This is a genomic window from Pseudomonas sp. JL3 (genome assembly GCF_031570575.1).
GTDB classification, from domain to species: domain Bacteria; phylum Pseudomonadota; class Gammaproteobacteria; order Pseudomonadales; family Pseudomonadaceae; genus Aquipseudomonas; species Aquipseudomonas cucumis.
Window position 1 is genome coordinate 14,891 of record NZ_JAKWJK010000010.1, and the last position, 23,052, is coordinate 37,942.

At 60.0% G+C, this 23,052-nt stretch carries 21 protein-coding genes; 15 read left to right on the forward strand and 6 right to left on the reverse strand.

The annotated features are described in order from the left end of the window. The first annotated feature begins 202 nt into the window (after positions 1 to 202). From MMG91_RS17520 to MMG91_RS17550, 7 genes are all read left to right on the forward strand, one after another. Complete coding sequence (locus MMG91_RS17520; protein ID WP_310660256.1) at positions 203 to 925, forward strand: response regulator transcription factor; 723 nt, start codon at positions 203 to 205, stop codon at positions 923 to 925. Further along, positions 912 to 2,342, forward strand: a complete 1,431-nt coding sequence (locus MMG91_RS17525) for a sensor histidine kinase (RefSeq protein WP_310660257.1) — start codon at positions 912 to 914, stop codon at positions 2,340 to 2,342. Before MMG91_RS17520 ends, MMG91_RS17525 begins: the two co-directional genes overlap by 14 nt. 167 nt (positions 2,343 to 2,509) lie before the next feature. After that, positions 2,510 to 3,412 (forward strand): cysteine synthase CysM, encoded by a 903-nt coding sequence (gene cysM, locus MMG91_RS17530; protein WP_305448688.1) that lies wholly within the window; start codon positions 2,510 to 2,512, stop codon positions 3,410 to 3,412. After that, positions 3,412 to 4,764 (forward strand): 23S rRNA (uracil(1939)-C(5))-methyltransferase RlmD, encoded by a 1,353-nt coding sequence (gene rlmD, locus MMG91_RS17535; RefSeq protein WP_310660258.1) that lies wholly within the window; start codon positions 3,412 to 3,414, stop codon positions 4,762 to 4,764. The genes cysM and rlmD overlap by 1 nt, the downstream gene beginning before the upstream one ends. A 128-nt stretch (positions 4,765 to 4,892) precedes the next feature. Beyond that, positions 4,893 to 7,136, forward strand: a complete 2,244-nt coding sequence (gene relA / locus MMG91_RS17540; protein WP_038979473.1) for a GTP diphosphokinase — start codon at positions 4,893 to 4,895, stop codon at positions 7,134 to 7,136. Positions 7,137 to 7,241: 105 nt separating this feature from the next. After that, on the forward strand, positions 7,242 to 8,075 hold the full coding sequence (mazG, locus tag MMG91_RS17545) for a nucleoside triphosphate pyrophosphohydrolase (RefSeq protein ID WP_305448690.1): 834 nt from the start codon (positions 7,242 to 7,244) through the stop codon (positions 8,073 to 8,075). Between the two features lie 28 nt (positions 8,076 to 8,103). Then, entirely contained in the window at positions 8,104 to 8,646 is a 543-nt protein-coding gene (locus tag MMG91_RS17550) for a DUF2058 domain-containing protein (RefSeq protein ID WP_305448691.1), read from the forward strand. Between the two features lie 67 nt (positions 8,647 to 8,713). Here the strand turns inward: MMG91_RS17550 and MMG91_RS17555 are convergent, their stop codons facing one another. The 6 genes from MMG91_RS17555 to MMG91_RS17580 form a co-directional block, all read right to left on the reverse strand. Further along, positions 8,714 to 8,902, reverse strand: coding sequence for a hypothetical protein (locus tag MMG91_RS17555; RefSeq protein WP_310660259.1), 189 nt, complete (start codon positions 8,900 to 8,902; stop codon positions 8,714 to 8,716). Positions 8,903 to 9,219: 317 nt separating this feature from the next. Beyond that, positions 9,220 to 10,440 (reverse strand): beta-ketoacyl-ACP synthase I, encoded by a 1,221-nt coding sequence (fabB, locus tag MMG91_RS17560; RefSeq protein ID WP_253416316.1) that lies wholly within the window; start codon positions 10,438 to 10,440, stop codon positions 9,220 to 9,222. An 11-nt stretch (positions 10,441 to 10,451) separates the two neighbouring features. Beyond that, entirely contained in the window at positions 10,452 to 10,967 is a 516-nt protein-coding gene (fabA, locus tag MMG91_RS17565; RefSeq protein WP_007899046.1) for a 3-hydroxyacyl-[acyl-carrier-protein] dehydratase FabA, read from the reverse strand. 247 nt (positions 10,968 to 11,214) lie between these two features. After that, positions 11,215 to 13,116 (reverse strand): ATP-binding protein, encoded by a 1,902-nt coding sequence (locus MMG91_RS17570; protein WP_310660260.1) that lies wholly within the window; start codon positions 13,114 to 13,116, stop codon positions 11,215 to 11,217. Further along, positions 13,113 to 14,045 (reverse strand): ABC transporter substrate-binding protein, encoded by a 933-nt coding sequence (locus tag MMG91_RS17575; RefSeq protein WP_305505251.1) that lies wholly within the window; start codon positions 14,043 to 14,045, stop codon positions 13,113 to 13,115. The genes MMG91_RS17570 and MMG91_RS17575 overlap by 4 nt, the downstream gene beginning before the upstream one ends. Before the next feature lies 1 nt (position 14,046). Next, on the reverse strand, positions 14,047 to 16,170 hold the full coding sequence (locus MMG91_RS17580; protein ID WP_310660261.1) for a TonB-dependent receptor domain-containing protein: 2,124 nt from the start codon (positions 16,168 to 16,170) through the stop codon (positions 14,047 to 14,049). A gap of 196 nt (positions 16,171 to 16,366) precedes the next feature. On the opposite strand from MMG91_RS17580, the gene MMG91_RS17585 reads away from it, so the two are divergent. From MMG91_RS17585 to MMG91_RS17620, 8 genes are all read left to right on the forward strand, one after another. Continuing rightward, the gene (locus tag MMG91_RS17585) at positions 16,367 to 17,392 is read left to right on the forward strand and encodes an NAD(P)H-dependent glycerol-3-phosphate dehydrogenase (RefSeq protein WP_305422749.1); all 1,026 of its coding nucleotides are present in this window, start codon (positions 16,367 to 16,369) and stop codon (positions 17,390 to 17,392) included. Positions 17,393 to 17,422: 30 nt separating this feature from the next. Beyond that, the gene (locus tag MMG91_RS17590) at positions 17,423 to 17,770 is read left to right on the forward strand and encodes a DUF4389 domain-containing protein (protein WP_052966905.1); all 348 of its coding nucleotides are present in this window, start codon (positions 17,423 to 17,425) and stop codon (positions 17,768 to 17,770) included. Beyond that, positions 17,767 to 18,219 (forward strand): phosphohistidine phosphatase SixA, encoded by a 453-nt coding sequence (sixA, locus tag MMG91_RS17595; RefSeq protein ID WP_305448695.1) that lies wholly within the window; start codon positions 17,767 to 17,769, stop codon positions 18,217 to 18,219. Before MMG91_RS17590 ends, sixA begins: the two co-directional genes overlap by 4 nt. A 145-nt stretch (positions 18,220 to 18,364) precedes the next feature. Continuing rightward, positions 18,365 to 20,032, forward strand: a complete 1,668-nt coding sequence (locus tag MMG91_RS17600) for an AMP-binding protein (RefSeq protein WP_305505255.1) — start codon at positions 18,365 to 18,367, stop codon at positions 20,030 to 20,032. A 32-nt stretch (positions 20,033 to 20,064) separates the two neighbouring features. After that, entirely contained in the window at positions 20,065 to 20,508 is a 444-nt protein-coding gene (locus MMG91_RS17605) for a hotdog fold thioesterase (protein ID WP_310660262.1), read from the forward strand. A 176-nt stretch (positions 20,509 to 20,684) separates the two neighbouring features. After that, on the forward strand, positions 20,685 to 21,491 hold the full coding sequence (locus tag MMG91_RS17610; RefSeq protein WP_310660263.1) for an alpha/beta hydrolase: 807 nt from the start codon (positions 20,685 to 20,687) through the stop codon (positions 21,489 to 21,491). Then, on the forward strand, positions 21,488 to 22,342 hold the full coding sequence (locus MMG91_RS17615) for an alpha/beta hydrolase (RefSeq protein WP_305448699.1): 855 nt from the start codon (positions 21,488 to 21,490) through the stop codon (positions 22,340 to 22,342). The genes MMG91_RS17610 and MMG91_RS17615 overlap by 4 nt, the downstream gene beginning before the upstream one ends. 50 nt (positions 22,343 to 22,392) lie before the next feature. Then, positions 22,393 to 23,052 carry a glutathione S-transferase family protein gene (locus MMG91_RS17620; protein ID WP_305448700.1) on the forward strand — a complete coding sequence of 220 codons (660 nt, stop codon included), beginning with the start codon at positions 22,393 to 22,395 and terminating at the stop codon, positions 23,050 to 23,052.

Below are 23,052 nucleotides of genomic sequence, written 5' to 3' on the forward strand. Positions count from 1 at the left end.
TCCAGCTGTTTATTGACCTGCACATACGTCCGGCACGTGCCACCTGCGCAGTGTAGCGATTTGCATGCGGGCAATCTTCGTAAAATTGATGTCGTCATTCATCGGCCAGTTCAACGCTTTGGTCTCGGGGGGGCAAACCTTGGGTTGCCCCTGGCGAAGCAATCTTGAATAATCGGCGACTGAGAATTATTTGCAGATACTCATGACTCCCATCTCTGTTGGTCATCCCCGCATCCTCTCCATCGAAGACGATCTGGTGCTTGGTGCTTATGTCCATGAGCATCTGGGGCGCTGCGGTTTTCAGGTGACCTGGTGCCAGAACGGCCAGGAAGGGTTGGCCATTGCGCGCCAGCAAGCCTTCGATGTGGTGTTGATGGATATTCTGTTGCCGGGGCTGGATGGCCTGGCGGTGCTGACCCAATTGCGCCAGAGCCATTCCACGCCGGTGGTGCTGATGTCGGCGCTGGGCGCAGAGGCGGATCGCATCAGTGGCTTTCGCCTCGGCGCCGACGATTACCTGCCCAAACCTTTCAGCATGGCCGAGCTGCGGGTGCGCATCGAGGCGATCCTGCGGCGGGTGGCGCTCGATCGGCGGCCAGCGCCGGCAACGACTGCCCCTGCGATGGACAACCTGCGTTTCGACGATGAACTGTGCGACAGCTTTATGGGCGAGCATGCCGCCGGCCTGACTCGCAGCGAATATCGGTTGCTGGATACATTGAATCGCAACGGTGGTGAAGTCCTGAGCAAGGCGTTCCTTTATCAGCAGGTATTGCAGCGCGGTTATGCGCCCCATGACCGCAGCCTTGACATGCACATCAGCCAGATTCGCCGCAAGCTCAAGGCTATCGGCTATACCGAGCGTGAAGTGCGTACGGTCTGGGGCAAGGGGTATGTATTGAGTGCGGCCGATGAAATGGTCTGACGTGCCGGGTCGGCATTCACTGTTCTGGAAACTGGCTTGCTTGTTGGTGGCGTTCTGTCTGCTGATGATCTGGTTGAGCTGGTCCTGGGGCCGCTACATGGAAAAGAAAAACCTGTTCCTGTCCGACGAGGCCAGGGGCACCCTGACGCGCTACGCCGCCGAGGCGGAGCGGGCGTGGAATGAACAGCAGAGCGCAGGCATTGATGCCTGGTTGCAGCGTGTTGGCCAGCGCGAGTCGACCTGGGTCGGTGTCATCGGCGCCGACTTGCAATCCCTGAGTAACTACCCGCTGGCCAATCAGGAAATCCAGCGCCTGACTTTTTTGCGTGGTCTGGATTGGCCGGTGAGTCGGCGTCACCAGGGCTTGCCGTGGCTGAAAATTCCATTTCCCAACGACCCGTCCGCCGGCAGCCTGGTGATGGAGCTGCCTCAGCGTTTCATGCCCGGCCGCTACCGGGTGTTTTGGCGGGTGATCACCAATGGGGTGATTCCCGGGCTGTTCACCCTGCTGCTGTGCGTGGGGCTCTATCGATTGCTGGTCGTCCCGTTGAACAGCCTGCGCGAACAGGCCAACGCGTGGCGCGCCGACCAACTGACTGTGCGTTTATCGAGTCGCACTACCAACCGCGCGGATGAACTGGGTGAACTGGGCCGGGCCTTCGATCACATGGCCGAGCGCCTGCAAAGCACGGTGGCCCTGCAACAGCAACTGCTGCGCGACCTGTCCCATGAATTGTGCACGCCGCTGAGCCGGCTACGGGTGGCCAGCGAAAGCGAGCAGGACCTGGGGCAACTGCGTGAGCGCATTGGCCGGGAAGTCGACGGCATGCAGCGTCTGGTCGAGGACGCCCTGCAACTCGCCTGGCTCGACACCGAGCGCGCGCCGTTGCCCGATGAAGCGATCCAGGTTCAGGCCTTGTGGGAAATGCTCACGGAAAACGCCTGTTATGAAAGTGGCTGGCCGGCGGGTCAGTTGCACTGTGCGGTGGAGGCATCCTGCTGGGTGCGCGGCAATCTCAATACCCTGGCCCAGGCGCTGGAAAATATTCTGCGCAATGCCATTCGTCATTCCCCCAAGGGCGGTGTTGTGACGCTCGGTGGTCGGCGCGATGGCGATTTCTGGCACTTGTGGCTGGAGGACGAGGGCGGTGGGGTGGCTGACGAGGAGCTTGAACGGATTTTTTCGCCGTTCATCCGGCTCGATGGGTCACGGCCGGGGGATGGTGGATTTGGATTGGGTTTGAGCATTGCCAGAAATGCGGTGCAGCGCCAGGGTGGGCGTTTGTGGGCCGAGAATGTCGGGGCAGGGTTGCGGCTGAATATGTGGTTGCTGGCGGATGATGACGGTGTCAGTGATGACGCCATTGCAGGCAAGCCCGCTCCCACAGTGGATGTGTGTTTGTCACAAATCGTGTAATCAACTCCGACCCCTGTGGGAGCGGGCTTGCCTGCGATGAGGCCTAACATTCACGACAAAACCCACCCTTATTCCCTTAAGCCATAAGCCCCTTACTTTGCGTGATATGGCCTGCGCACGTTTGCCGGTATGATAGGCGCCCCCGCAGTCTGGATTGCGAATACGCCATGACCTTGCAGTACCCAACCATCGCCGATTGCGTCGGCAACACTCCGCTGGTCCGTTTGCAGCGCCTGCCTGGCGCCACCAGCAACACCCTTTTGCTCAAGCTCGAAGGGAATAACCCGGCGGGTTCGGTCAAGGACCGTCCGGCGCTGTCGATGATCACCCGCGCCGAATTGCGCGGGCAGATCCATGCCGGCGATACGCTGATCGAAGCGACCTCGGGCAACACCGGGATCGCCTTGGCCATGGCCGCCGCGATCAAGGGTTACAAGATGATCCTGATCATGCCGGACAACTCCAGTGCCGAGCGCAAGGCCGCCATGACGGCCTATGGCGCCGAGCTGATTCTGGTCAGCCAGGAAGAAGGCATGGAAGGTGCCCGCGACCTCGCCCAGCGAATGGAAGCGGAAGGCCGGGGCAAGGTATTGGACCAGTTTGCCAACCTTGACAACCCTGAGGCGCACTACACCACCACTGGTCCGGAAATCTGGCGTCAGACCCAGGGCACCATCACTCACTTTGTCAGCTCGATGGGCACCACCGGCACCATCATGGGCGTTTCGCGCTACTTGAAAGAGCAGAACGACAACGTGCAGATCATCGGCCTGCAACCGATGGAAGGCTCGGCAATTCCGGGCATCCGTCGCTGGCCCCAGGAATACCTGCCGAAGATCTACCAGGTCGATCGCGTGGACCGGATCGTCGACATGGCACAAAGCGAAGCCGAAGACGTGACCCGTCGTCTGGCGCGCGAAGAAGGCATCTTCTGCGGCGTGTCTTCGGGCGGTGCCGTGGCGGCGATGCTGCGTCTGTCCAAAGAAGTTGAAAACGCGGTGATCGTCGCGATCATTTGCGACCGTGGCGACCGTTACTTGTCGACCGGCATTTTCGACGCGCCCAACTGATGGCCAAGCACGAGAGAAGCCTGCGCTTCCAGCCCACGGGCGGCAGCAAGGCCCCGCAAGTCCCGACCGGCAAAAAGCAGCGCTTGACTATCGAGCGCCTGGCCAATGACGGTCGCGGTATCGCGTTTTTCGAAGGTCGCACCTGGTTCGTCATCGGCGCATTGGCCGGTGAAGAAGTCGAGGCGCGGGTTTTGGGTGCCCACGGCAAAGTGGTCGAGGCGCGCACCGAACGCGTGTTCCAGGCCAGTGAATTGCGCCGCCCGGCACCGTGCGCTCATGCCGCTCGCTGCGGCGGTTGCAGCGTGCAGCATCTGCCCCACAACGAACAGCTCGCCCTGAAACAGCGCATGCTCGCCGAGCAATTGTCGCGGGTTGCCGGTGTCGAACCTGATGAGTGGGCAGCGCCGTTGAGCGGTCCGGAATTCGGCTACCGCCGTCGCGCCCGAGTGGCGGTGCGTTGGGACATGAAAGCGAAAAAACTCGAAGTCGGTTTCCGCGCTGCCGGCAGTCAGGACATCGTCGCCATCAACGAATGCCTGGTGCTGGTACAGCCCTTGCAACCGGTCATGACCCGCTTGCCGGAGATGCTGCGGCGCTTGAGCAAACCTCAGGCGCTGGGGCATGTGGAGTTGTTCAGTGGTTCGTCATTGGCGGTATTGCTGCGGCACATGGCGCCGTTGTCCGAAGCCGACATGACCATCCTCAAGGAATTCTGCGCGTTCCATGAAGCCCAGTTGTGGCTGCATGGCGATGGTGAGCCGCAACCGGTCGAGACCGATCAGTCGCTGGGCTATCGCCTTGAACAGTGGGACTTGAACCTGGCGTATCGGCCGGGAGATTTCATTCAGGTCAACGCCGGGGTCAACGAAGCGATGGTCGCTCAGGCGTTGGCGTGGTTGGCGCCGAAATCTGATGAGCGGGTTCTGGATCTGTTTTGTGGGTTGGGCAACTTTGCCTTGCCGCTGGCCAAAGCGGTTCGTGAAGTGGTGGCGGTGGAGGGCGTGCAGGCGATGGTCGAGCGTGCCGCCGCGAATGCTGTCAGCAATAATCTGCATAACGCGAAGTTTTTTCAGGCCGATTTATCCCAGCCTTTGGCCGATGCCGAATGGGCCGATGAAGGCTTTTGTGCGGTACTCTTGGACCCACCTCGCGACGGTGCTTTTGAGGTGGTGCGCAAGCTGGCGTCCCTGGGCGCCAAACGATTGGTGTATGTGTCGTGCAACCCTGCAACGCTGGCGCGCGACACGGTCGAATTGATCAAGCAGGGCTACCGGTTAAAACGTGCCGGGATTCTCGATATGTTTCCTCAGACGGCACATGTCGAGGCCATGGCGTTATTTGAAGCGAGCTAGGACGGCTCGTCTGGTCCGACTGACCCGCTCGTGCAAAGCGCATTCGTCTTAGCCCCGCGAGTGCACACGGGCAGCAAAGGTCAGCGATTTGACGCATTGAATCTGCGTCGTAGGGAAGGTAAAGCAAGATGGTACAGGTGAGAGCACACCAGCCGATCAACACCGACGGCAGTATCAATCTCGAGGCTTGGCTCGATCATGCGGTCAGTGTCGATGCGGCACTGGATCGCGAAGCCTTGAAGGAAGCCTGCGAGTTCGCTCGCGAGGCCGAACAGCAAGCCAATGCGGCGAAGAATCTGTGGTCCGAAGGGACCTCGAGTTTCCGCACGGGCCTTGAGATCGCCGAGATTCTCGCCGACCTCAAACTCGACCAGGATTCGTTGGTCGCGGCGGTGCTGTACCGCGGCGTGCGCGAAGGCCAGATCCAGTTGCCGGCAGTCAGCCAGCGTTTCGGTCCGGTAGTCGCCAAACTCATCGACGGCGTGTTGCGCATGGCCGCGATCAGCGCCAGCCTGAGCCCTCGTCAATCCCTGGTGCTGGGCACTCAGGGCCAGGTCGAAAACCTGCGCAAAATGCTGGTGGCCATGGTCGATGACGTGCGCGTCGCGCTGATCAAACTGGCTGAGCGCACCTGTGCGATCCGCGCGGTGAAAACCGCCGACGACGAGAAGCGCAACCGCGTCGCCCGTGAAGTCTTCGACATTTACGCGCCGCTGGCCCACCGCCTCGGTATCGGTCATATCAAGTGGGAGCTGGAGGACTTGTCCTTCCGCTATCTTGAGCCCGACCAGTACAAGCAGATCGCCAAGTTGCTCCACGAGCGACGGCTGGATCGCGAGCGCTTTATCGCCGACGTGATGACCCAACTCAAAGACGAGTTGCAGGCCACCGGCGTCGATGCCGACATCAGCGGCCGTGCCAAACACATCTATTCGATCTGGCGCAAAATGCAGCGCAAGGGTCTGGAGTTCAGCCAGATCTACGACGTGCGTGCGGTTCGCGTGCTGGTGCCGGAAATGCGCGACTGCTACACCGCGCTCGGCATCGTCCACACCCTGTGGCGGCACATCCCGAAAGAGTTCGACGACTACATCGCCAACCCGAAAGAGAACGGCTACCGCTCGCTGCACACCGCGGTAATCGGTCCCGAGGGCAAGGTGCTGGAGGTGCAGATCCGCACCCACGCCATGCACGAGGAAGCCGAGCTGGGGGTCTGCGCCCACTGGAAATACAAGGGCACCGACGTCAAGTCCGGCTCGAACCACTACGAAGAGAAAATTTCCTGGCTGCGTCAGGTTCTCGAGTGGCACGAAGAGCTGGGCGATATTGGTGGCCTTGCCGAACAATTGCGGGTCGATATCGAGCCGGACCGGGTCTACATCTTTACCCCGGACGGTCACGCCATCGACTTGCCGAAGGGCGCGACTCCGCTGGACTTCGCCTACCGCGTGCACACCGAAATCGGTCACAACTGCCGCGGCGCCAAGATCAACGGGCGGATCGTGCCGCTCAACTACAGCCTGCAAACCGGTGAACAAGTCGAGATCATCACCAGCAAGCACGGCACTCCGAGCCGCGACTGGCTGAACCCGAACCTGGGTTACATCACCACCTCGCGGGCGCGGGCGAAGATCGTTCACTGGTTCAAATTGCAGGCCCGCGATCAGAATGTCGCGGCCGGTAAAACCTTGCTCGAGCGCGAACTCAATCGTCTCGGCCTGCCGCAGGTGGATTTCGACAAGCTGGCCGAGAAGGCCAACATGAAGACCGCCGAGGACATGTTCGCCGCATTGGGCGCAGGCGATTTGCGCCTGGCGCAACTGGTGAACCTGGCGCAGCAACTGGTCGAGCCGGAACGCGGCAACGAACAGCTGGAACTGATCCCGCGCAAAGCGACTGGCTACAAACCCGGCAAGCGTGGCGACATCCAGATCCAGGGCGTCGGCAACCTGATGACCCAGATGGCCGGCTGCTGCCAGCCGCTGCCGGGGGATGCGATCGTCGGTTACATCACACAGGGTCGTGGCGTGAGCATCCACCGTCAGGACTGCGCCTCGGTGCTGCAACTGGCCGGGCGCGAGCCGGAGCGGATCATCCAGGTCAGCTGGGGCCCGGTGCCGGTGCTCACTTATCCGGTGGACATCATCATTCGCGCCTACGACCGTTCCGGTCTGTTGCGTGACGTGTCGCAGGTGCTGCTCAACGAGCGGATCAACGTGCTGGCGGTCAACACCCGTTCGAACAAAGAGGACAACACGGCGTTGATGTCCCTGACCATCGAGATTCCGGGCCTGGATGCACTGGGGCGGTTGCTGGGGCGGATTTCCCAGTTGCCGAACATCATCGAAACCCGGCGTAACCGCACACCGTGAGAAACCTGCACGGAAATTGATGGTGACACCTGTAGGAGCGAGCGGTGCGGCGATCCGACTTACCCGCACCGCTTGCTCCTACAAGTGTGTAGAGATTAATGAAAGATGTATTCACTAGAAGATCTGTTGCACCTGATGAACCGTCTGCGCGACCCGCAGTACGGCTGCCCGTGGGACATCAAGCAAACCTACGCGACCATCGTCCCGCACACCCTGGAAGAAGCCTACGAAGTCGCCGATGCCATCGAACGTGGAGACTTCGATCATTTGCAGGGTGAGTTGGGCGACTTGCTGTTCCAGGTGGTTTATTACAGCCAACTGGCCCGGGAAGAAGGACGTTTCGAGTTCGCTGGCGTGGTCGACAGCATCACGCGCAAACTGATCCGCCGTCATCCTCACGTGTTCCCCACCGGTGATCTGTATGCGCCGCTGGACATCCCGCGTCTGAATGAAGAGCAGGTCAAGCAACGCTGGGAAGAGATCAAGGCTGAAGAGCGCGCCGAGAAGTCTTCGGCACCGGAGCAGTTGTCCTTGCTCGACGACGTGCCTGCCGCGTTGCCGGCGCTGTCCCGTTCGGCAAAACTGCAGAAGCGCGCAGGGCAGGTCGGTTTTGACTGGCCGGACGCCTTGCCGGTGCTCGACAAGGTTCGCGAAGAGCTCGATGAAGTGCTCGAAGCCATGGCCGACAATGACTCGGCAGCGATCGCCGATGAAGTCGGCGACCTGCTGTTTTCCGTGGTTAATCTGGCGCGACACCTCAAGGTCGATCCGGAAACCGCACTGCGCGGCGCTAACTCAAAATTTGAAAGACGCTTCCGATTTATCGAACAGGCATTGCGCGACACCCACCGTCCCATAGAAGATTGCACCCTCGAAGAGTTGGACGCCTTGTGGGGCGAAGCCAAACGTCAGGAAAAGAATTTGCCCAGCTGCGGTTGAGCAGTTGCCTAAGTGAGAAATAAGCACCATGAGCATTTCCCTTCGCGACCAGTTGCTCAAAGCAGGGCTGGTCAATCAAAAGCAGGCCAAACAGGTCGGCAAAGAGAAGCAAAAGCAGCAACGTCTGGCCCACAAAGGCCAGATTGAACTCGATGACTCCCAGCAGCGTGCCGCTCAGGAAGCCATGGCCGAGAAGGTCAAGCGCGACCAGGAGTTGAACCGCCAGCAGCAGGAGAAGGCCGAAGCGAAAGCCCGCGCCGCCCAGATCAAGCAATTGATCGAAGTCTCGCGCTTGCCCAAGCTGACCACCGAGGACTACTACAACTTCGTCGACGACAAGAAGGTCAAGCGCATCTCCGTCAACACCCTGATGCGCAACAAGCTCAGCAGCGGTTCGCTGGCGATCGTGCATCACGCCGGCGGTTACGAAGTGATTCCGCGTGAAGCGGCCCTGAAAATTCAGGAGCGCGATCCACAGCGCATCGTGCAGCTGAATGTGAAGACAGAAGAAGTCAGCGTCGAAGACGATCCGTACGCGGCCTATCAGATCCCTGACGATCTGATGTGGTAAGGCGTTAGCGACTGCAACAACGACAAACCCCGCTCATGGCGGGGTTTGTCGTTTTCAATGCGGTGAATCATGCAGAGCGTGTTTCGCGCTGCTGTTCCAGTGTTTCCAGTTCGGCCTTGTATTTGTGGGCTTCGGTTTCGGAGTGAAACATCCCGACCAGCAGGTCTTGTTGATGTACATCCCAGATGCGGATACCGGCGGCGATGCCTTCATGGGACATATGTGAATCGTCGCGTTCAGTTACTTTTACAGTCATCTGCTAGCTCCAATCTCTGTTATCTGCAGCAAGGCGTGTGCAGGCTTTTGTTATATATTCTGTTAGCTGGCTAAGTAAACGACAGAGTTGGGCAGGGAGTTTTGGCGAAATCGGCAACAGTCCTGCAGCCCGCGAAATACGCGGCATTCGGTCTCAGGCTATTGAGTTTCATGACAAATGTTTCATGTTTGAGAGGAAGAAAATCGCGGTTCGAGCCTGATGGATTGAACACCGCTTGCCCGACTAATTATTTCGGGCACAAAAAAAACGCCCCGAACCAGTCGGGGCGTTTTTATGTGCAGCGAAACGGCGGGGTATTACTTACCCTGCCAGCGCTTCAGTACCAGCGTGGCGTTGGTGCCACCGAAGCCGAAGCTGTTGCTCATCACGGTGTTGATGGTGGCGTCTTCGCGAGTCTTGGTCAGGATTGGCATGTCCGCCACTTCCGGGTCCAGTTCGTCGATGTTGGCGGAACCGGCCATGAAGTTGCCTTCCATCATCAGCAGGCAGTAGATCGCTTCATGAACGCCGGCGGCGCCCAGGGAGTGACCCGACAGGCTCTTGGTGGAGCTGATGGCCGGAGCCTTGTCGCCGAACACTTCACGCACACCTTTCATTTCCATGACGTCGCCGACCGGAGTCGAGGTGCCGTGGGTGTTCAGGTAGTCGATCGGTGCGTCGACGGTGGCCATGGCCATCTGCATGCAGCGGATGGCGCCTTCGCCGCTTGGGGCGACCATGTCGTAGCCGTCGGAGGTCGCGCCGTAGCCAACGATTTCCGCGTAGATCTTCGCGCCGCGGGCCAGAGCGTGTTCCAGCTCTTCGACCACGACCATGCCGCCACCGCCGGCAATGACGAAACCGTCACGCTTGGCGTCGTAGGCACGGGAAGCTTTTTCCGGGGTTTCGTTGTACTGGCTGGACAGTGCGCCCATGGCGTCGAACAGGAACGATTGGCTCCAGTGTTCTTCTTCACCGCCGCCGGCGAACACGATGTCCTGCTTGCCCAACTGGATCTGCTCCACAGCGTTACCGATGCAGTGAGCACTGGTGGCGCAAGCGGAGGAGATCGAGTAGTTCACACCCTTGATCTTGAACGGGGTGGCCAGGCAAGCCGAAACGGTGCTGCCCATGGTCCGCGTGACGCGGTACGGGCCTACGCGTTTGACGCCTTTCTCGCGCAGGATGTCCAGCGCTTCCATCTGGTTCAAGGTCGACGCGCCGCCGGAACCGGCGATCAGGCCGGTACGCACGTTGGAAACCTGCTCTTCGGTCAGGCCGGAGTCTGCAATGGCATCTTTCATGGCCAGGTAGGCGTAAGCCGCCGCGTGGCCGACGAAGCGATAGATCTTGCGATCGATCAGCTCTTCGAGGGGAAGGTCAATGGAGCCGGAAACCTGGCTACGCAGACCCATTTCGGCATATTCCGGGTTGAACCGGATACCAGGGCGGCTTGCACGCAGGTTAGCGGAGACGGTCTCTTTGTCATTGCCCAGGCACGAAACGATGCCCAGACCAGTGATAACGACGCGGCGCATGCGGATAACCCTTAGAAGTTGTCAGTGGAGGTGAAAACGCCGACCCGAAGGCCTTCGGCGGTATAGATTTCGCGGCCGTCGACGGTCACCGAACCATCGGCAATGGCCATGTTCAGCTTGCCTTTCAGGACGCGTTTGATATGGATGTTATAGGTGACTTTCTTGGCCGTCGGCAGTACCTGGCCAAAGAATTTCACTTCGCCCGAACCCAAGGCACGACCGCGGCCCGGCAGACCTTGCCAGCCGAGGAAGAAACCGACCAGTTGCCACATGGCATCGAGGCCCAGGCAGCCCGGCATCACCGGATCACCTTCGAAGTGGCAGGCGAAGAACCACAGGTCTGGAGTGATATCCAGCTCGGCGACCAATTCACCTTTGCCGTACTTGCCACCCTCTTCGCTGATATGAGTGATGCGATCGACCATCAGCATGTTCGGGGCGGGCAGTTGCGCGTTACCTGGGCCGAACAGCTCACCACGACTGCAGCGCAGCAGGTCTTCCCGAGTAAAGGCGTTTTGTTTGGTCATGCGAGCTCCTCAATAGTCCATGCGGCAGGGTGGGGCGAATCTTCCCGGCCGATCGAAGCGTTCATGCCTCGAGTCAGCAGCCTACTCATAGACTATTGCGTTGTGGTGAAAGTCACAGCACCAAGGACATGAATGTACACTTGTGCACTGAAATTATTATTCAAGCCCCTTTTCGGGCCTGTTCGGGTGCCTAAGACTGCCGCACTTTCGTCGTTCACGCCAGTCGCAGATAGCCGAAAGGCCTGTACTACTGCACCCATCGCTGCAGAATTTGCTGCAGATCAGTGCGTTTAAAGGGCTTGGCCAGGTAATCGTTCATTCCCGCTGATAAACAGGCTTCACGGTCGCCCTGCAAGGCATTGGCCGTCAGGGCGATGATCGGCACGTCAGTGCAGCCGGGTAATCGGCGAATCTGTCGGGTGGCCTCGTAGCCGTCGATGACCGGCAGTCGGCAGTCCATCAGAATCGCTTCAAAAATCATGCTCTCGGCACTACGCACTGCTTGTGCACCATCGGTGACGACGCTGACAGTAAAGCCCAGACTGCGCAACATTGCTTCAACAACGGTACGGTTGACCGGGTTGTCCTCCACCAGCAGCACATTGCGGCCTTCGCCGTGGTCATTACCGGTATGTCCTCGCGGGATCAGCGCCGGCAGTGGCTGCTTATACAGCGCCAAAGGGATTTCCAGGGTAAACGCCGAGCCAATGCCTTCCTCGCTCTGCGCGCGCAAGGTGCCGCCCATCCGCTCAGCCAGGGTGCGGGCAATCGGTAGCCCCAGTCCGGTGCCGCCGTAACGTCTTGAAATAGAACTGTCGGCCTGCTGGAACGCGTTGAACATCAACTCCAGGCTTTCGGCCGGGATGCCGATTCCGCTGTCACGTACGGTGCAGGTGAACCACAACAGTTCGTGGTCCAGGGACTGCCACTGCGGTTCGATCGTGACGCGGCCCCGTTCGGTGAATTTCAGCGCGTTGCCGACCAGATTGACCAGAATCTGCCGAATCCGCGTCGGATCCCCCTGAACCTGAAGGGCGCGCATGTCCTCGGGTATCCGCAGTTGCAGGTCGAGCCCGCGTTGCACCGCGCTGTGCTGGAACGACTGGGCGCAACTGCTGATCAGATCCGCGAGATTGAACGGAATGTGCTCCAGCTCCAGTTCCGAGCGCTCGATGCGCGAGAAATCGAGAATGTCGTTGATCACTTTGAGCAGGTGTTCGGTGGATTCCGAGGCCAGCGCTGCGTACTCGATCTGCTCCTCGGTCATCTCGGTGGTTTCCAGCAGTTGCAGCATGCCCAGTACGCCATTCATAGGCGTGCGCAGTTCGTGACTCATCATCGCCAGGAAATCGGATTTGGCATTGTTGGCCTTTTCCGCTTCTTCGCGGGTCTGGATCAATTGCGCCATGGCCTGATGCTGTTCGCGACTGGCTTGTTCGAGGCCTTGGGCAAGGTTGTTGATGTGTTGCGACAGGGCGCCCAGTTCGGTGTCGTCGACAATCGGCAGGGGTGTTTTGTAGTCGCCTTCCTGGATCGCCTTGACCGCATTGCCGATGTCGTGGATCGGTTGCGACAGGCTGCCAGCCAGACGCCGAGCCAGCAGGAACGTAAACAGCAGAGCGAACAAGGCGAGGATCCCGGCCTTGAGGAGGATTTCCTGCTGGCGCTGGTTGAAGGCGTCATTGGACAGGCCGACGATCACCCGGCCTAGATAATCCTCGCCCGGCGCGCTGGCGACGGTACGACTATTCTGGAAAAAGTCATTGTTGAGCGCGATGCGTTGCAGACGCACCGGTGCCTGGAACACTTCGACCTGATGCGAGCGGTGGTGCGCTTCCGACGGTTGCTCGACATACACCAGAATCCGGTTGGTACTGTCCTGTACTTCCAGAAAGCGCACATTCGGCGTGGCCAGGGTGGCCTTGAGCAAGCTTTCAAGCACCTCGTTGTTGCCTGAAATCACCCCATATTCGGTGGCCGGCGCCAGTTGATTAGCGATCAGTTGACCGGTGTGATTGAGTTCCTGGCGCAGGTCCTGGATTCGCACGAAGGTGAAAAAACTGATCAGTATTAACGTTAGCAACAGGGCTGGGCCGAGGCTGATGATCTGGGTGCGGGTATTGATGTCCCAACCGCGACGGAAGGTCATGGGCGGCGTTCTCCTTCGGCCAGCTGTGTTGCGACAGACGCTTCATTTATTGGTTCAATACTTAATGAACGAGCCACTTGAGGATTGCTTAAGACCTTGAAGTGTTGCGGATAAAGCGCACGCGGCCAGGTGTTCGAGGGGCGGTCGAGCAGCTCGTCGAGAATCTTCAGCCAATCGTTCTGGTCGCTGTAAGTGCTGGCCAGGCTGCCGGCCCTGACGAAGGCTGCGTTGGGACCGATCAGCGCCAATTGCCGCGCATAGCTGCTGAGCAGCAGGTTTTTCACAGTTTTGGGGTTGTACAGATCAGGGTCGTCCAGGCCCAGCAACACATCACTGTTTTTCAGCAGGGCCTGCAAGGGGCGGCTGTCATGGGTGTTATCCCAACGCTCGGTGACCACTTCAAGGCCCAGGGGCAGGGCGGCCTGACGCAGTTCTTTCAAAAGGAATTCGCTGTGTCTGTGGAAAAGTACGCCGATCCGCCGGGCCTCAGGCAGAAGCAGTCGGGTCAGGCGCAATTGTCGCTCCAGCGGCGGATCGCTCCAGAGCAGGCTGAGGTGCGGGGGCAGGTCATTGCCCAAGCGTTGGCGGGCTTGCAGACGGCTGATGCGCAGCACCAGCGTCGCCGGGCCTTGGGCGTCTTGCAGGCGCCAGTCGAGGCTGGGCAAGTCGAGCAGAATCAGGCGGATGTCGACGGCCAGTTGGCTTGGCGCCGGCAGGCTGGCGACAGGCTGGAAGCGCACATTGTCGGTGGGGCGCAACTCGCTGAGGGCTTGAACGAAAGACTGCACGCCGGGATTGTCCTCGGCGCCGGTCAGCAGAATGTCGGCGGCCCGTGCCGGCAGAGTGCACAGCAACCCGGTAAACACCAGGCACACCCCGGCCAGCAGGCGGCCAAGGGTTGGCGTCTTTGGTGACGGGCGATTCAGCATCTTAGAACTCCAGCTCCGCGCTGAAGTAGAGCACCCGGCGATCGTCGTAGTTGTTGTCGACGAAGGTGGTGGGCTGATTGTCGAGGCGTTGCTGGAGGACCCCGGCCAATTCCAGATTGGCCTTGCCCAAACCGATGCGTTTGGCGATGCGGGTGTCGACCCGTTCGAAGCGATAACCGTTGAGGGCGTCGGCACCATAGTAAAAGAGCGCGCTGTTCCAGCCCTGGCCCCAACTGCGTAGCCAACCGACGGAGCCGCTGTTGCGCGCAGTCTGTTGTGCATCCAGCGGGTTGCTCGCCTCGGCATCGACGTAGGCATAGGTCAGGCGCAAACGATCGGCGCTGCTGACGCGCCAATCCAGCTGGGTTTCAGTCCCGGTGAAGCGCGAGCTGTTCGAGTTGCTGGCGATGTATTGGTTGTTGCGCAGCGGTTCGCTGATCATGCCGGTGATTTCGTCGTAGAACAGCTTCACGTCGACCGCCAGCCCCCACTCTGCGAAGTAGCCGTTGTAGCCCAACTCCCGGGAGCGCATGCGTTCTTGTTCGAGGTCGCCCGGGCCACGGGTCTTGACGAAATAACGAGCGCTGGACTGGCCGTAGGCACTGGGTCGCAGGTTGGTGACCTGGTAGCTCCAGTTGACGCTGTTCTCGAACATGTCCGGCGAACGGATGGCTTCCGAATACACGGCGCGCAAGCCATGACGCGGGTTTATCAGGTAGTTGACCGCCACTCTTGGGGTCAGCGAGTTGCCGGTCAATTGCGTGTCTTCGTACATCGCCCCGCCCTGCAGCAACCAGTGCTCGGTGGCGCGCCACTCGAGTTGGCCGAACGCCCGCCAGGTGGTGTCGTCGAGCGTGCCATTGAAGTAGGTCTCGGAATCTGCCCGGTCGTAACGATAGTTCATGCCACTGACCAGTCGCAGGCTGTCGGACAGGCTAAGCGTGTCTTGCAGTTCGAGGTCGTAGCGCGATTCCCGGGCGCTCTGGTCAATGTCGCCGCAGAGGGTTTGCCGGGCGCCGTTTTGCCATTGCCTGAGTACCTGATTGCCCAGCGCACGCTCAGCCGCAGTCCCTGCCGGTGCGCCGGAACCGGTGTAGCGTTCGATGTTGCGCGCCAGGCGTTCGGTGTAGTTGGGGTTGAGTTGCCACAGTTGGGTCAGCTCCGGGCTGAACGAGATCTCGGCATCGCAGGCACGCCAGGTCTGCTGGCGATCCCAATGTTGCGCAGAGCCTTGAATATAAAGGCTGTGATTGGGGTTGATGTCCAGGTTCCAACGCAGTGAGCCGGCATAGTCCTTGGCGATGACGTCGGAATTGTTCCCGGCAGCGGTAATCCCTGAGAACACCGGACGGTAGGTATAGGGCCGCTGGTTAGTCCCGTCCTTGGCATTCAGTTGCCAGTCGATGCTCTGGTTTTCATTGAGCGTCTGGCTGACGGCGAGGCTGAAGCGGTTCAAGCGACGGCTGTCGCGGTAATCGGCGCCGGTGCGATCCGAGTCGAAGCCATCGTCTTGTTGGCCGGACAGCGACAGGCGCAAATCGCCGCTGTCCCAGCCCATGCCCTGGCTGGCGTAGAAATCGTTGATACCGCGCTGGCCACGGGTGACTTTCAGCCGCGTGCCGTGGCTGTCGGCCGGTTTGCGGGTGATGATGTTGACCACCGCCATCAGCGCGTTGGCGCCGTAGCTGACGGTGTTCGGGCCACGGAAAACTTCGATGCGCTCGATGTCTTCCATGGCCACCGGAATATCACTCCAGTCCACTGTGGCCAGGCCTGCGCGGTACACCGAGCGGCCGTCGATCAACACCTGCATGCGCCGCGCTTCGTTGGCGTTGGTGCCGTGGTAGTTCACCGCCGCCTGATTGCCGCTGATGTTGCCGACCATCATCCCCGGCACCAGCCGCAGCAACTCGCTGATGTCCCGCGCGCCGCTGGCATTGATCAGTTCGCTGTCGATCACCGTCATGCTCCCCGGCACGGCCGCAGGCGACTGCTTCAGGCGCGTCGCCGTCAGTACTTGCGGCAGCGGATCATTGTCGAGGAACAGGTCGTCGGCCAGCAATGGCGAGCTGAAGACCAGCGCCAATACCAGCGGCGAGCGAGGACGGGGAAAGCCAAAAGACACGGCGCGGCCTTGATAGCGATTAGTTGGCGCGCATGTTAACCGAGCGCAAAGACTTTTCCAGTCACGTTGTGGGCATTTTCCTCGGTTTTCTTGGTCTTCTTCCTACAAGTGTCGGTAATTGACGCTGGGGCTGGCCGCGACCGGGCCGCTCCGTATAATGCCGGCATCGCCACTGGTATGGATTAACAGATTGCATATGACTGAACAGCGCCCAATTGCGGTCCTGGGAGGCGGAAGTTTTGGTACCGCCGTGGCTAATCTGTTGGCCGAGAATGGGCATCAGGTCCGACTGTGGATGCGCGACCCCGAACAGGCCGAGGCCATTCGGGTCAATCGCGAGAACCCGCGTTACCTCAAAGGCATCAAGATTCTTCCGGCGGTGGAAGCGGTCACGGACCTGCAAGCCACCCTGGAGGCCTGCGACCTGTGTTTTGTCGCACTGCCGTCCAGCGCGCTACGCTCGGTATTGGTTCCGTACGCCGACCGTTTGCGCGGCAAACTGCTGGTGAGCCTGACCAAAGGCATCGAAGCCCATACGTTCAAGCTGATGAGCGAGATCCTTGAAGAGATCGCTCCGCAAGCGCGCATCGGCGTACTGTCCGGGCCGAATCTGGCCCGGGAAATCGCCGAACACGCGCTGACCGCCACGGTGGTCGCCAGTGAAGACGAAGAGCTTTGCCAAAGGGTTCAGGAAGCGCTGCATGGCAAGACCTTTCGTGTGTACGCCAGCGCCGACCGCTTTGGTGTGGAGCTGGGCGGGGCGCTGAAAAACGTCTACGCCATCATCGCCGGCATGGCGGTGGCATTGGGCATGGGTGAAAACACCAAGAGCATGCTGATCACCCGGGCACTGGCGGAAATGACCCGCTTCGCGGTGAGTCAGGGCGCCAACCCGATGACGTTCCTGGGGCTGGCGGGGGTCGGCGATTTGATCGTCACCTGCTCGTCGCCGAAAAGCCGCAACTATCAGGTCGGGTTTGCCCTCGGCCAGGGTTTGAGCCTTGAGGATGCGGTGGCGCGTCTTGGCGAAGTCGCCGAAGGCGTGAACACCCTCAAGGTGCTCAAGGCCAAGGCGCAGGAAGCGGGCGTGTATATGCCGCTGGTCGCCGGATTGCATGCCATCCTCTTCGAAGGGCGCACGCTGGAGCAGGTCATCGGTCTACTGATGCGTGCCGAGCCTAAAACCGACGTCGACTTTATCTCCACCAGCGGTTTCAACTAAACACCCCATCTACAGGGCAGGGAGCAAGACATGAATGATCCGAAAGTAGAAGCCAAGTACGAATCCATCCTGCTGCGGGTGCTGTGGATGATTGTTTATGTGCTGGTCTGGCAAGTGGCGCAATTGATCCTTGGCGCAGTAGTACTGGTGCAGCTGATCTATCGTTTGATATATGGCGCACCGAGCGCCAGCCTGATGAACTTCGGCGACAGCCTGAGCCAGTTTCTGGCCCAGATCGGTCGTTTCGGCAGCTTTCACAGCGACCAGAAGCCTTGGCCGTTCGCCGATTGGCCGACGCCCCGTACACCGGAAGGTGAAGCCCCGCACGTTGTGGCGCCAGCACCGCATCCGGCCCGAGATGAGGAGCCAAAACTATGAAACTCTGGGTATTGCGTCATGGTGAAGCTGAACCTCACGGTACTCGCCCGGACTCCGAGCGGACTTTGACCGTCAAGGGTCGTGAAGAGGTGTTGCGTACTGCCGCACAATTGATCGGCCAGCCGCTCACCGCCATTTATTCCAGTCCTTATCATCGAGCGCTGGAGACGGCAGAAATTGTGCGTACGGCGCTGGGTTTTGCGCCGGAGATTCGCACGGTCGACTGGCTCAAGCCCGACACTTTTCCGCAAGCAGTGGCGGAGCAGTTGGTGTCCGTGGATCACGCACTGCTGGTCAGCCATAACCCGCTGGTCGGTAACCTGCTGGGCTATTTGCAGCATGGTCATGTGCAGGACCCGGAGAAAGTCGGCACAGCCGGGTTGGCGGAGCTTGAGGGCGACGAACTGCTGGTCGGGGCAATGAAGCTCAACGGCATAAAACACCCGTAATTTGCTTCTGCTCTGGCTCCTGCACGGGCGGTGGCGTTCCGTTTTTTTTAAAGACGGCATTCATGGTTTTTGTGTGAAATAGTCAACCAAGCACTTGCTTGGTTGACTACGCTTGCTCCAGACAAAAAATAAAGGAGCAAGTCGCATGTCTGCTGCTTCCCGTTTGCCATTGGACGCCTTTTACGAGCGTGAAGCCCGTCATCCCCGCCAACGCTTTTTGGTGCAGCCGATGGGAGGCGGCCAAGTCGAGACGCTGACCTGGGCCGACGTCGGTCATCAGGCACGCTGTGCCGCCCACTGGCTACGGGCTCGCGAATTGCCGCAAGGCAGCCATATCGCGCTGATCTCGAAAAACTGCGCCCACTGGATCATCGCCGACCTGGCCATTTGGATGGCCGGGCATGTTTCGGTGCCGCTTTATCCCAATCTGACCGCCGATTCCGTGGCCCAGGTGCTCATTCACTCCGAAGCCGCGCTGGTGTTTATTGGCAAGCTGGATGACTGGCCGGGCATGTCCACCGGGATCAGCCCCGACCTGCCAACCGTCAGCCTGCCGCTGTGCCCGGCCGGCACCTTCGATTTCAGCTGGGCCGATCTGCAACGCAGCTCGCCGATTCAGGACGACCCCAAACCCGCCGCCGATCAACTGGCGACCATCATTTACACCTCCGGCACCACGGGCCAACCCAAAGGCGTGATGCACAGTTTCGGCAACCTGGGATTCGCCACCACCCGTGGCACGCAGTTATTCGGCTTGAATGAGTCGGATCGTCTGCTGTCCTACCTGCCGCTGTGCCACGTCGCCGAGCGGATGTTCGTCGAGCTGGCGTCGATCTACACCGGGCAAACCGTGTTCTTCGCCGAGAGCCTCGATACCTTCCTCACTGATCTAAAACGTGCCCGGCCCACCGCGCTATTTGGCGTGCCGCGGATCTGGACCAAATTCCAGATGGGCGTCTACAGCAAGATTCCGGCAAAACGCCTCGACTTCCTGCTCGGCTTGCCTTTCATCGGCAAACGGGTAGGGCACAAAGTCCTCGCCGGGCTGGGGCTGGACGCCTTGCGCATCGCCTTGTCCGGCGCCGCGCCAGTGCCGCAGACCTTGCTGCTCTGGTACCAAAAGCTGGGGCTGGATGTGCTGGAGGTGTACGGCATGACCGAAAGTTGCGGTTATTCCCACATCGGCCAGCCGGGGCAGAACAAACCTGGCTGGATCGGCAAGCCATGCCCGGAAGTCGAAGTGCGCATCGAGCCGTCTGGTGAAGTATTGGTGCGTAGCGGCGCGACCATGCTCGGCTATTTCAAGGAACCTGATAAAACCGCCGAAACCCTCACGGAGGACGGTTTCCTGCGCACCGGTGACAAGGGCGAGGAAGATGCCGAAGGCAACCTGCGCCTGACTGGGCGTCTGAAGGAAATCTTCAAAACCAGTAAAGGCAAATACGTTGCCCCGGCACCGATCGAGAATCGCCTGGCGGTGCATGCACGGATCGAACAAGTGTGCGTAGTTGGCGATGGGCTGAGCGCACCACTGGGGTTGTGCGTGCTGTCGGCGGTCGGTCAGCAGGACGCGAAGGGATCAGCCCGGGCGGGTTTGCATTCAAGCCTGGAAAAACTGCTGGAGGAGGTCAACGGCGTCCTCGACAGGCATGAGCGTTTGCGTCGGTTGGTGGTGGTCAAGGACAGTTGGGCGGTGGAAAACGGCTTCCTGACACCGACCCTGAAGATCAAGCGCAACATGATCGAAGCGGCTTACGGTGCGCGCTTCGAAGAATGGAGCGAGCGTAGCGAGGCGGTGCTGTGGCAGGATTAAGCCACGAACAACTCCAACAAAGGAACGTAACGATGAGTCTGTGGCGCACCACTCCCAACGTCGAGCAGTTGAACGCAATCCAGAAAAACACCATCGGCGAAGTGCTGGATATTCGCTTCGAAGCCTTCGATGACGAGTCCCTGACCGCAAGCATGGTTATTGATCATCGCACGCACCAGCCCTATGGTTTGTTGCATGGCGGCGCCTCGGTGGTGCTGGCCGAAACCGTTGGCTCGATGGCCAGTTTCCTGTGCATCGACGCCAGCAAGTTTTATTGCGTGGGCCTGGAAATAAACGCCAACCATTTGCGCGGCTTGCGCAGTGGACGGGTGACGGCGGTGGCCAAGGCGATTCACATTGGTCGCACCACCCATGTCTGGGATATCCGTTTGAGCAGCGATGAGGGCAAGGTCAGTTGTGTGTCGCGGTTGACCATGGCGGTGGTGCCGGTGGGTGAGAACCCGCCGGCGCGTTGAAGCCGCAAGATCAAAAGATCGCAGGCTTCGGTAGGAGCTGCCGAAGGCTGCGATCTTTTGATCTTTTAATTTTGGCGGCGACATCTCCTACCACCATTCCTGGCAGTTATGGTCATTGCTGTAGGACACGGTCTTACGGACAATCAACCCCCGTTCTCGCTCATGGATTTGCAGGTATGTCGCAACAGATTTTTTTCGCCCACGCCAATGGCTTTCCTTCGGGAACCTACGGCAAGTTGTTCGCGGCGCTGGCGCCCGAGTATCAGGTGACGCATCTGGAGCAGCACGCCCATGACCCGCGTTTTCCAGCGGACGACAACTGGAACAATCTGGTGGATGAGCTGATTCATCACCTCAAGCAGCAACCGGGGCCGGTCTGGGGCGTCGGTCACTCCTTTGGCGGCGTGCTGCACCTGCATGCCGCCTTGCGTTGCCCTGAGCTGTATCGCGGCGTGGTGATGCTCGATTCGCCGGTGCTGACCCGCGCCGATCAATGGGTGATCCGTGCCGCCAAGCGCTTCGGTTTCATCGATCGCCTGACCCCCGCCGGCCGTACGTTGGGACGACGGGAAGAGTTTGCCGATCTGGACGCGGCCCGACTGTATTTCGCCGGTAAAACCCTGTTCCGTGGCTTTGACCCGGAATGCTTTGAGGCCTATCTGCAACATGGTTTGCACAATGTCGGTGGCAAGTTGCGCCTGCGTTTCGATCCGGCCACGGAAATCAGCATCTACCGCGGTGTGCCCCACACCAGCCCCGGTCGTGCACGGCAGTTGAAAGTGCCGCTGGCGGTGGTTCGCGGGCACAAGAGCCGCGTGGTGATGCGCCATCACGCCCGGTCCGTCGGGCGCATGCCCCTGGGTGAGTCCTTGACCATGCCCGGCGGGCATATGTTTCCCCTCGAGCGTCCACAAGACACGGCCACGCTGCTGAAGAATCTGTTCAGTCGCTGGGACGGTCGCAGCCAACAGGAAAGCGCATGAACAGCGTCGTCGAAGAAGTTCGCCTGAGCCTGCCGCATATCGAGTTGGCGGCGCACCTGTTCGGTCCCGAGGATGGTTTGCCGGTGATCGCCTTGCACGGCTGGCTGGACAACGCCAACAGCTTTGCCCGGCTGGCGCCCAAGCTCAAGGGTTTGCGCATCATCGCGCTGGACATGGCCGGGCATGGTCACTCGGGGCATCGGCCGAATGGCGCCGGTTACGCGCTGTGGGACTACGCGCACGACGTGCTGCAAGTGGCCGAGCAGTTGGGGTGGAAACGTTTTGCGCTGCTGGGGCATTCCCTGGGGGCGATCGTCTCCCTGGTGCTGGCCGGGTCATTGCCGGAACGGGTGACCCATCTGGCCTTGATCGATGGCGTCATTCCTCCTACAGACAAAGGCGAAAACGCCGCCGAGCGCATGGGCATGGCCCTGCAAGCCCAGCTGGATCTGCGGGAAAAACGCAAACCGGTCTACAACACCCTCGATCGCGCCATCGAAGCACGAATGAAAGGTTTGGTGGCAGTCAGTCGCGAAGCCGCCGAATTGCTGGCCCAGCGTGGCCTGATGCCGGTGCCGGGCGGTTATACCTGGCGTACCGACAATCGCCTGACCCTTCCATCACCTCTACGTCTGACCACTGAACAGGCGATGGCTTTCGTCCAGCGCGTCAGTTGCCCGGCACACCTGGTGGTCGCGGCTGACGGCATGCTCGCCAAACATCCCGAGTTGCTGGAACGTCTACCCTTTAGCCGTGAACAGTTGCCTGGCGGCCATCATTTGCACCTGAATGACGAACCCGGTGCCGACCTTGTCGCAGACTGTTTCAATCGGTTCTTCGCCGTTCCTTGACTTGAGCCCGGCAACTGTCGAGGCTGGGCGGGTTGAAATGGGAGACAACCATGATAGATCTGTACACCGCTGCGACCCCGAATGGCCACAAGGTCTCTATCGTGCTCGAGGAACTCGGCCTGCCCTATACGGTGCATGCCCTGAGTTTCGACAAAAAGGAACAGAAATCCGAGGACTTCCTCAAGATCAATCCCAATGGGCGGATTCCGGCGATTGTCGACCGTGCCAATGGCGATTTCGCCGTGTTCGAGTCCGGCGCGATCCTGATTTACCTCGCCGAGATGACCGGCAAACTGCTGCCCCAAGACCCCAAGGGGCGCTCGGTGGTGTTGCAGTGGCTGATGTTCCAGATGGGCGGAATCGGCCCGATGCAGGGCCAGGCCAACGTGTTTTTCCGTTATTTCCCGGAAAAACTCCAGGGGGCCATCGACCGTTATCAACACGAAACCCGGCGCCTGTATGAAGTGCTCGACACACGTCTGCAAACCGTAGAGTTTCTCGCGGGCGAGTACAGCATTGCCGACATTGCCACTTATCCGTGGGTCCGTGGCCATGAATGGTCTGGTGTCGCGGTGGATGGCTTGTCAGCCCTGCAGCGCTGGATGGCTACAATGGAGGCGCGCCCTGCGGTACAACGCGGCTTACTGGTGCCCGAGCGCATCGATGACGACAGTGTCATCAAGGGTGCCCAGGCCATGCTGATTCGATGA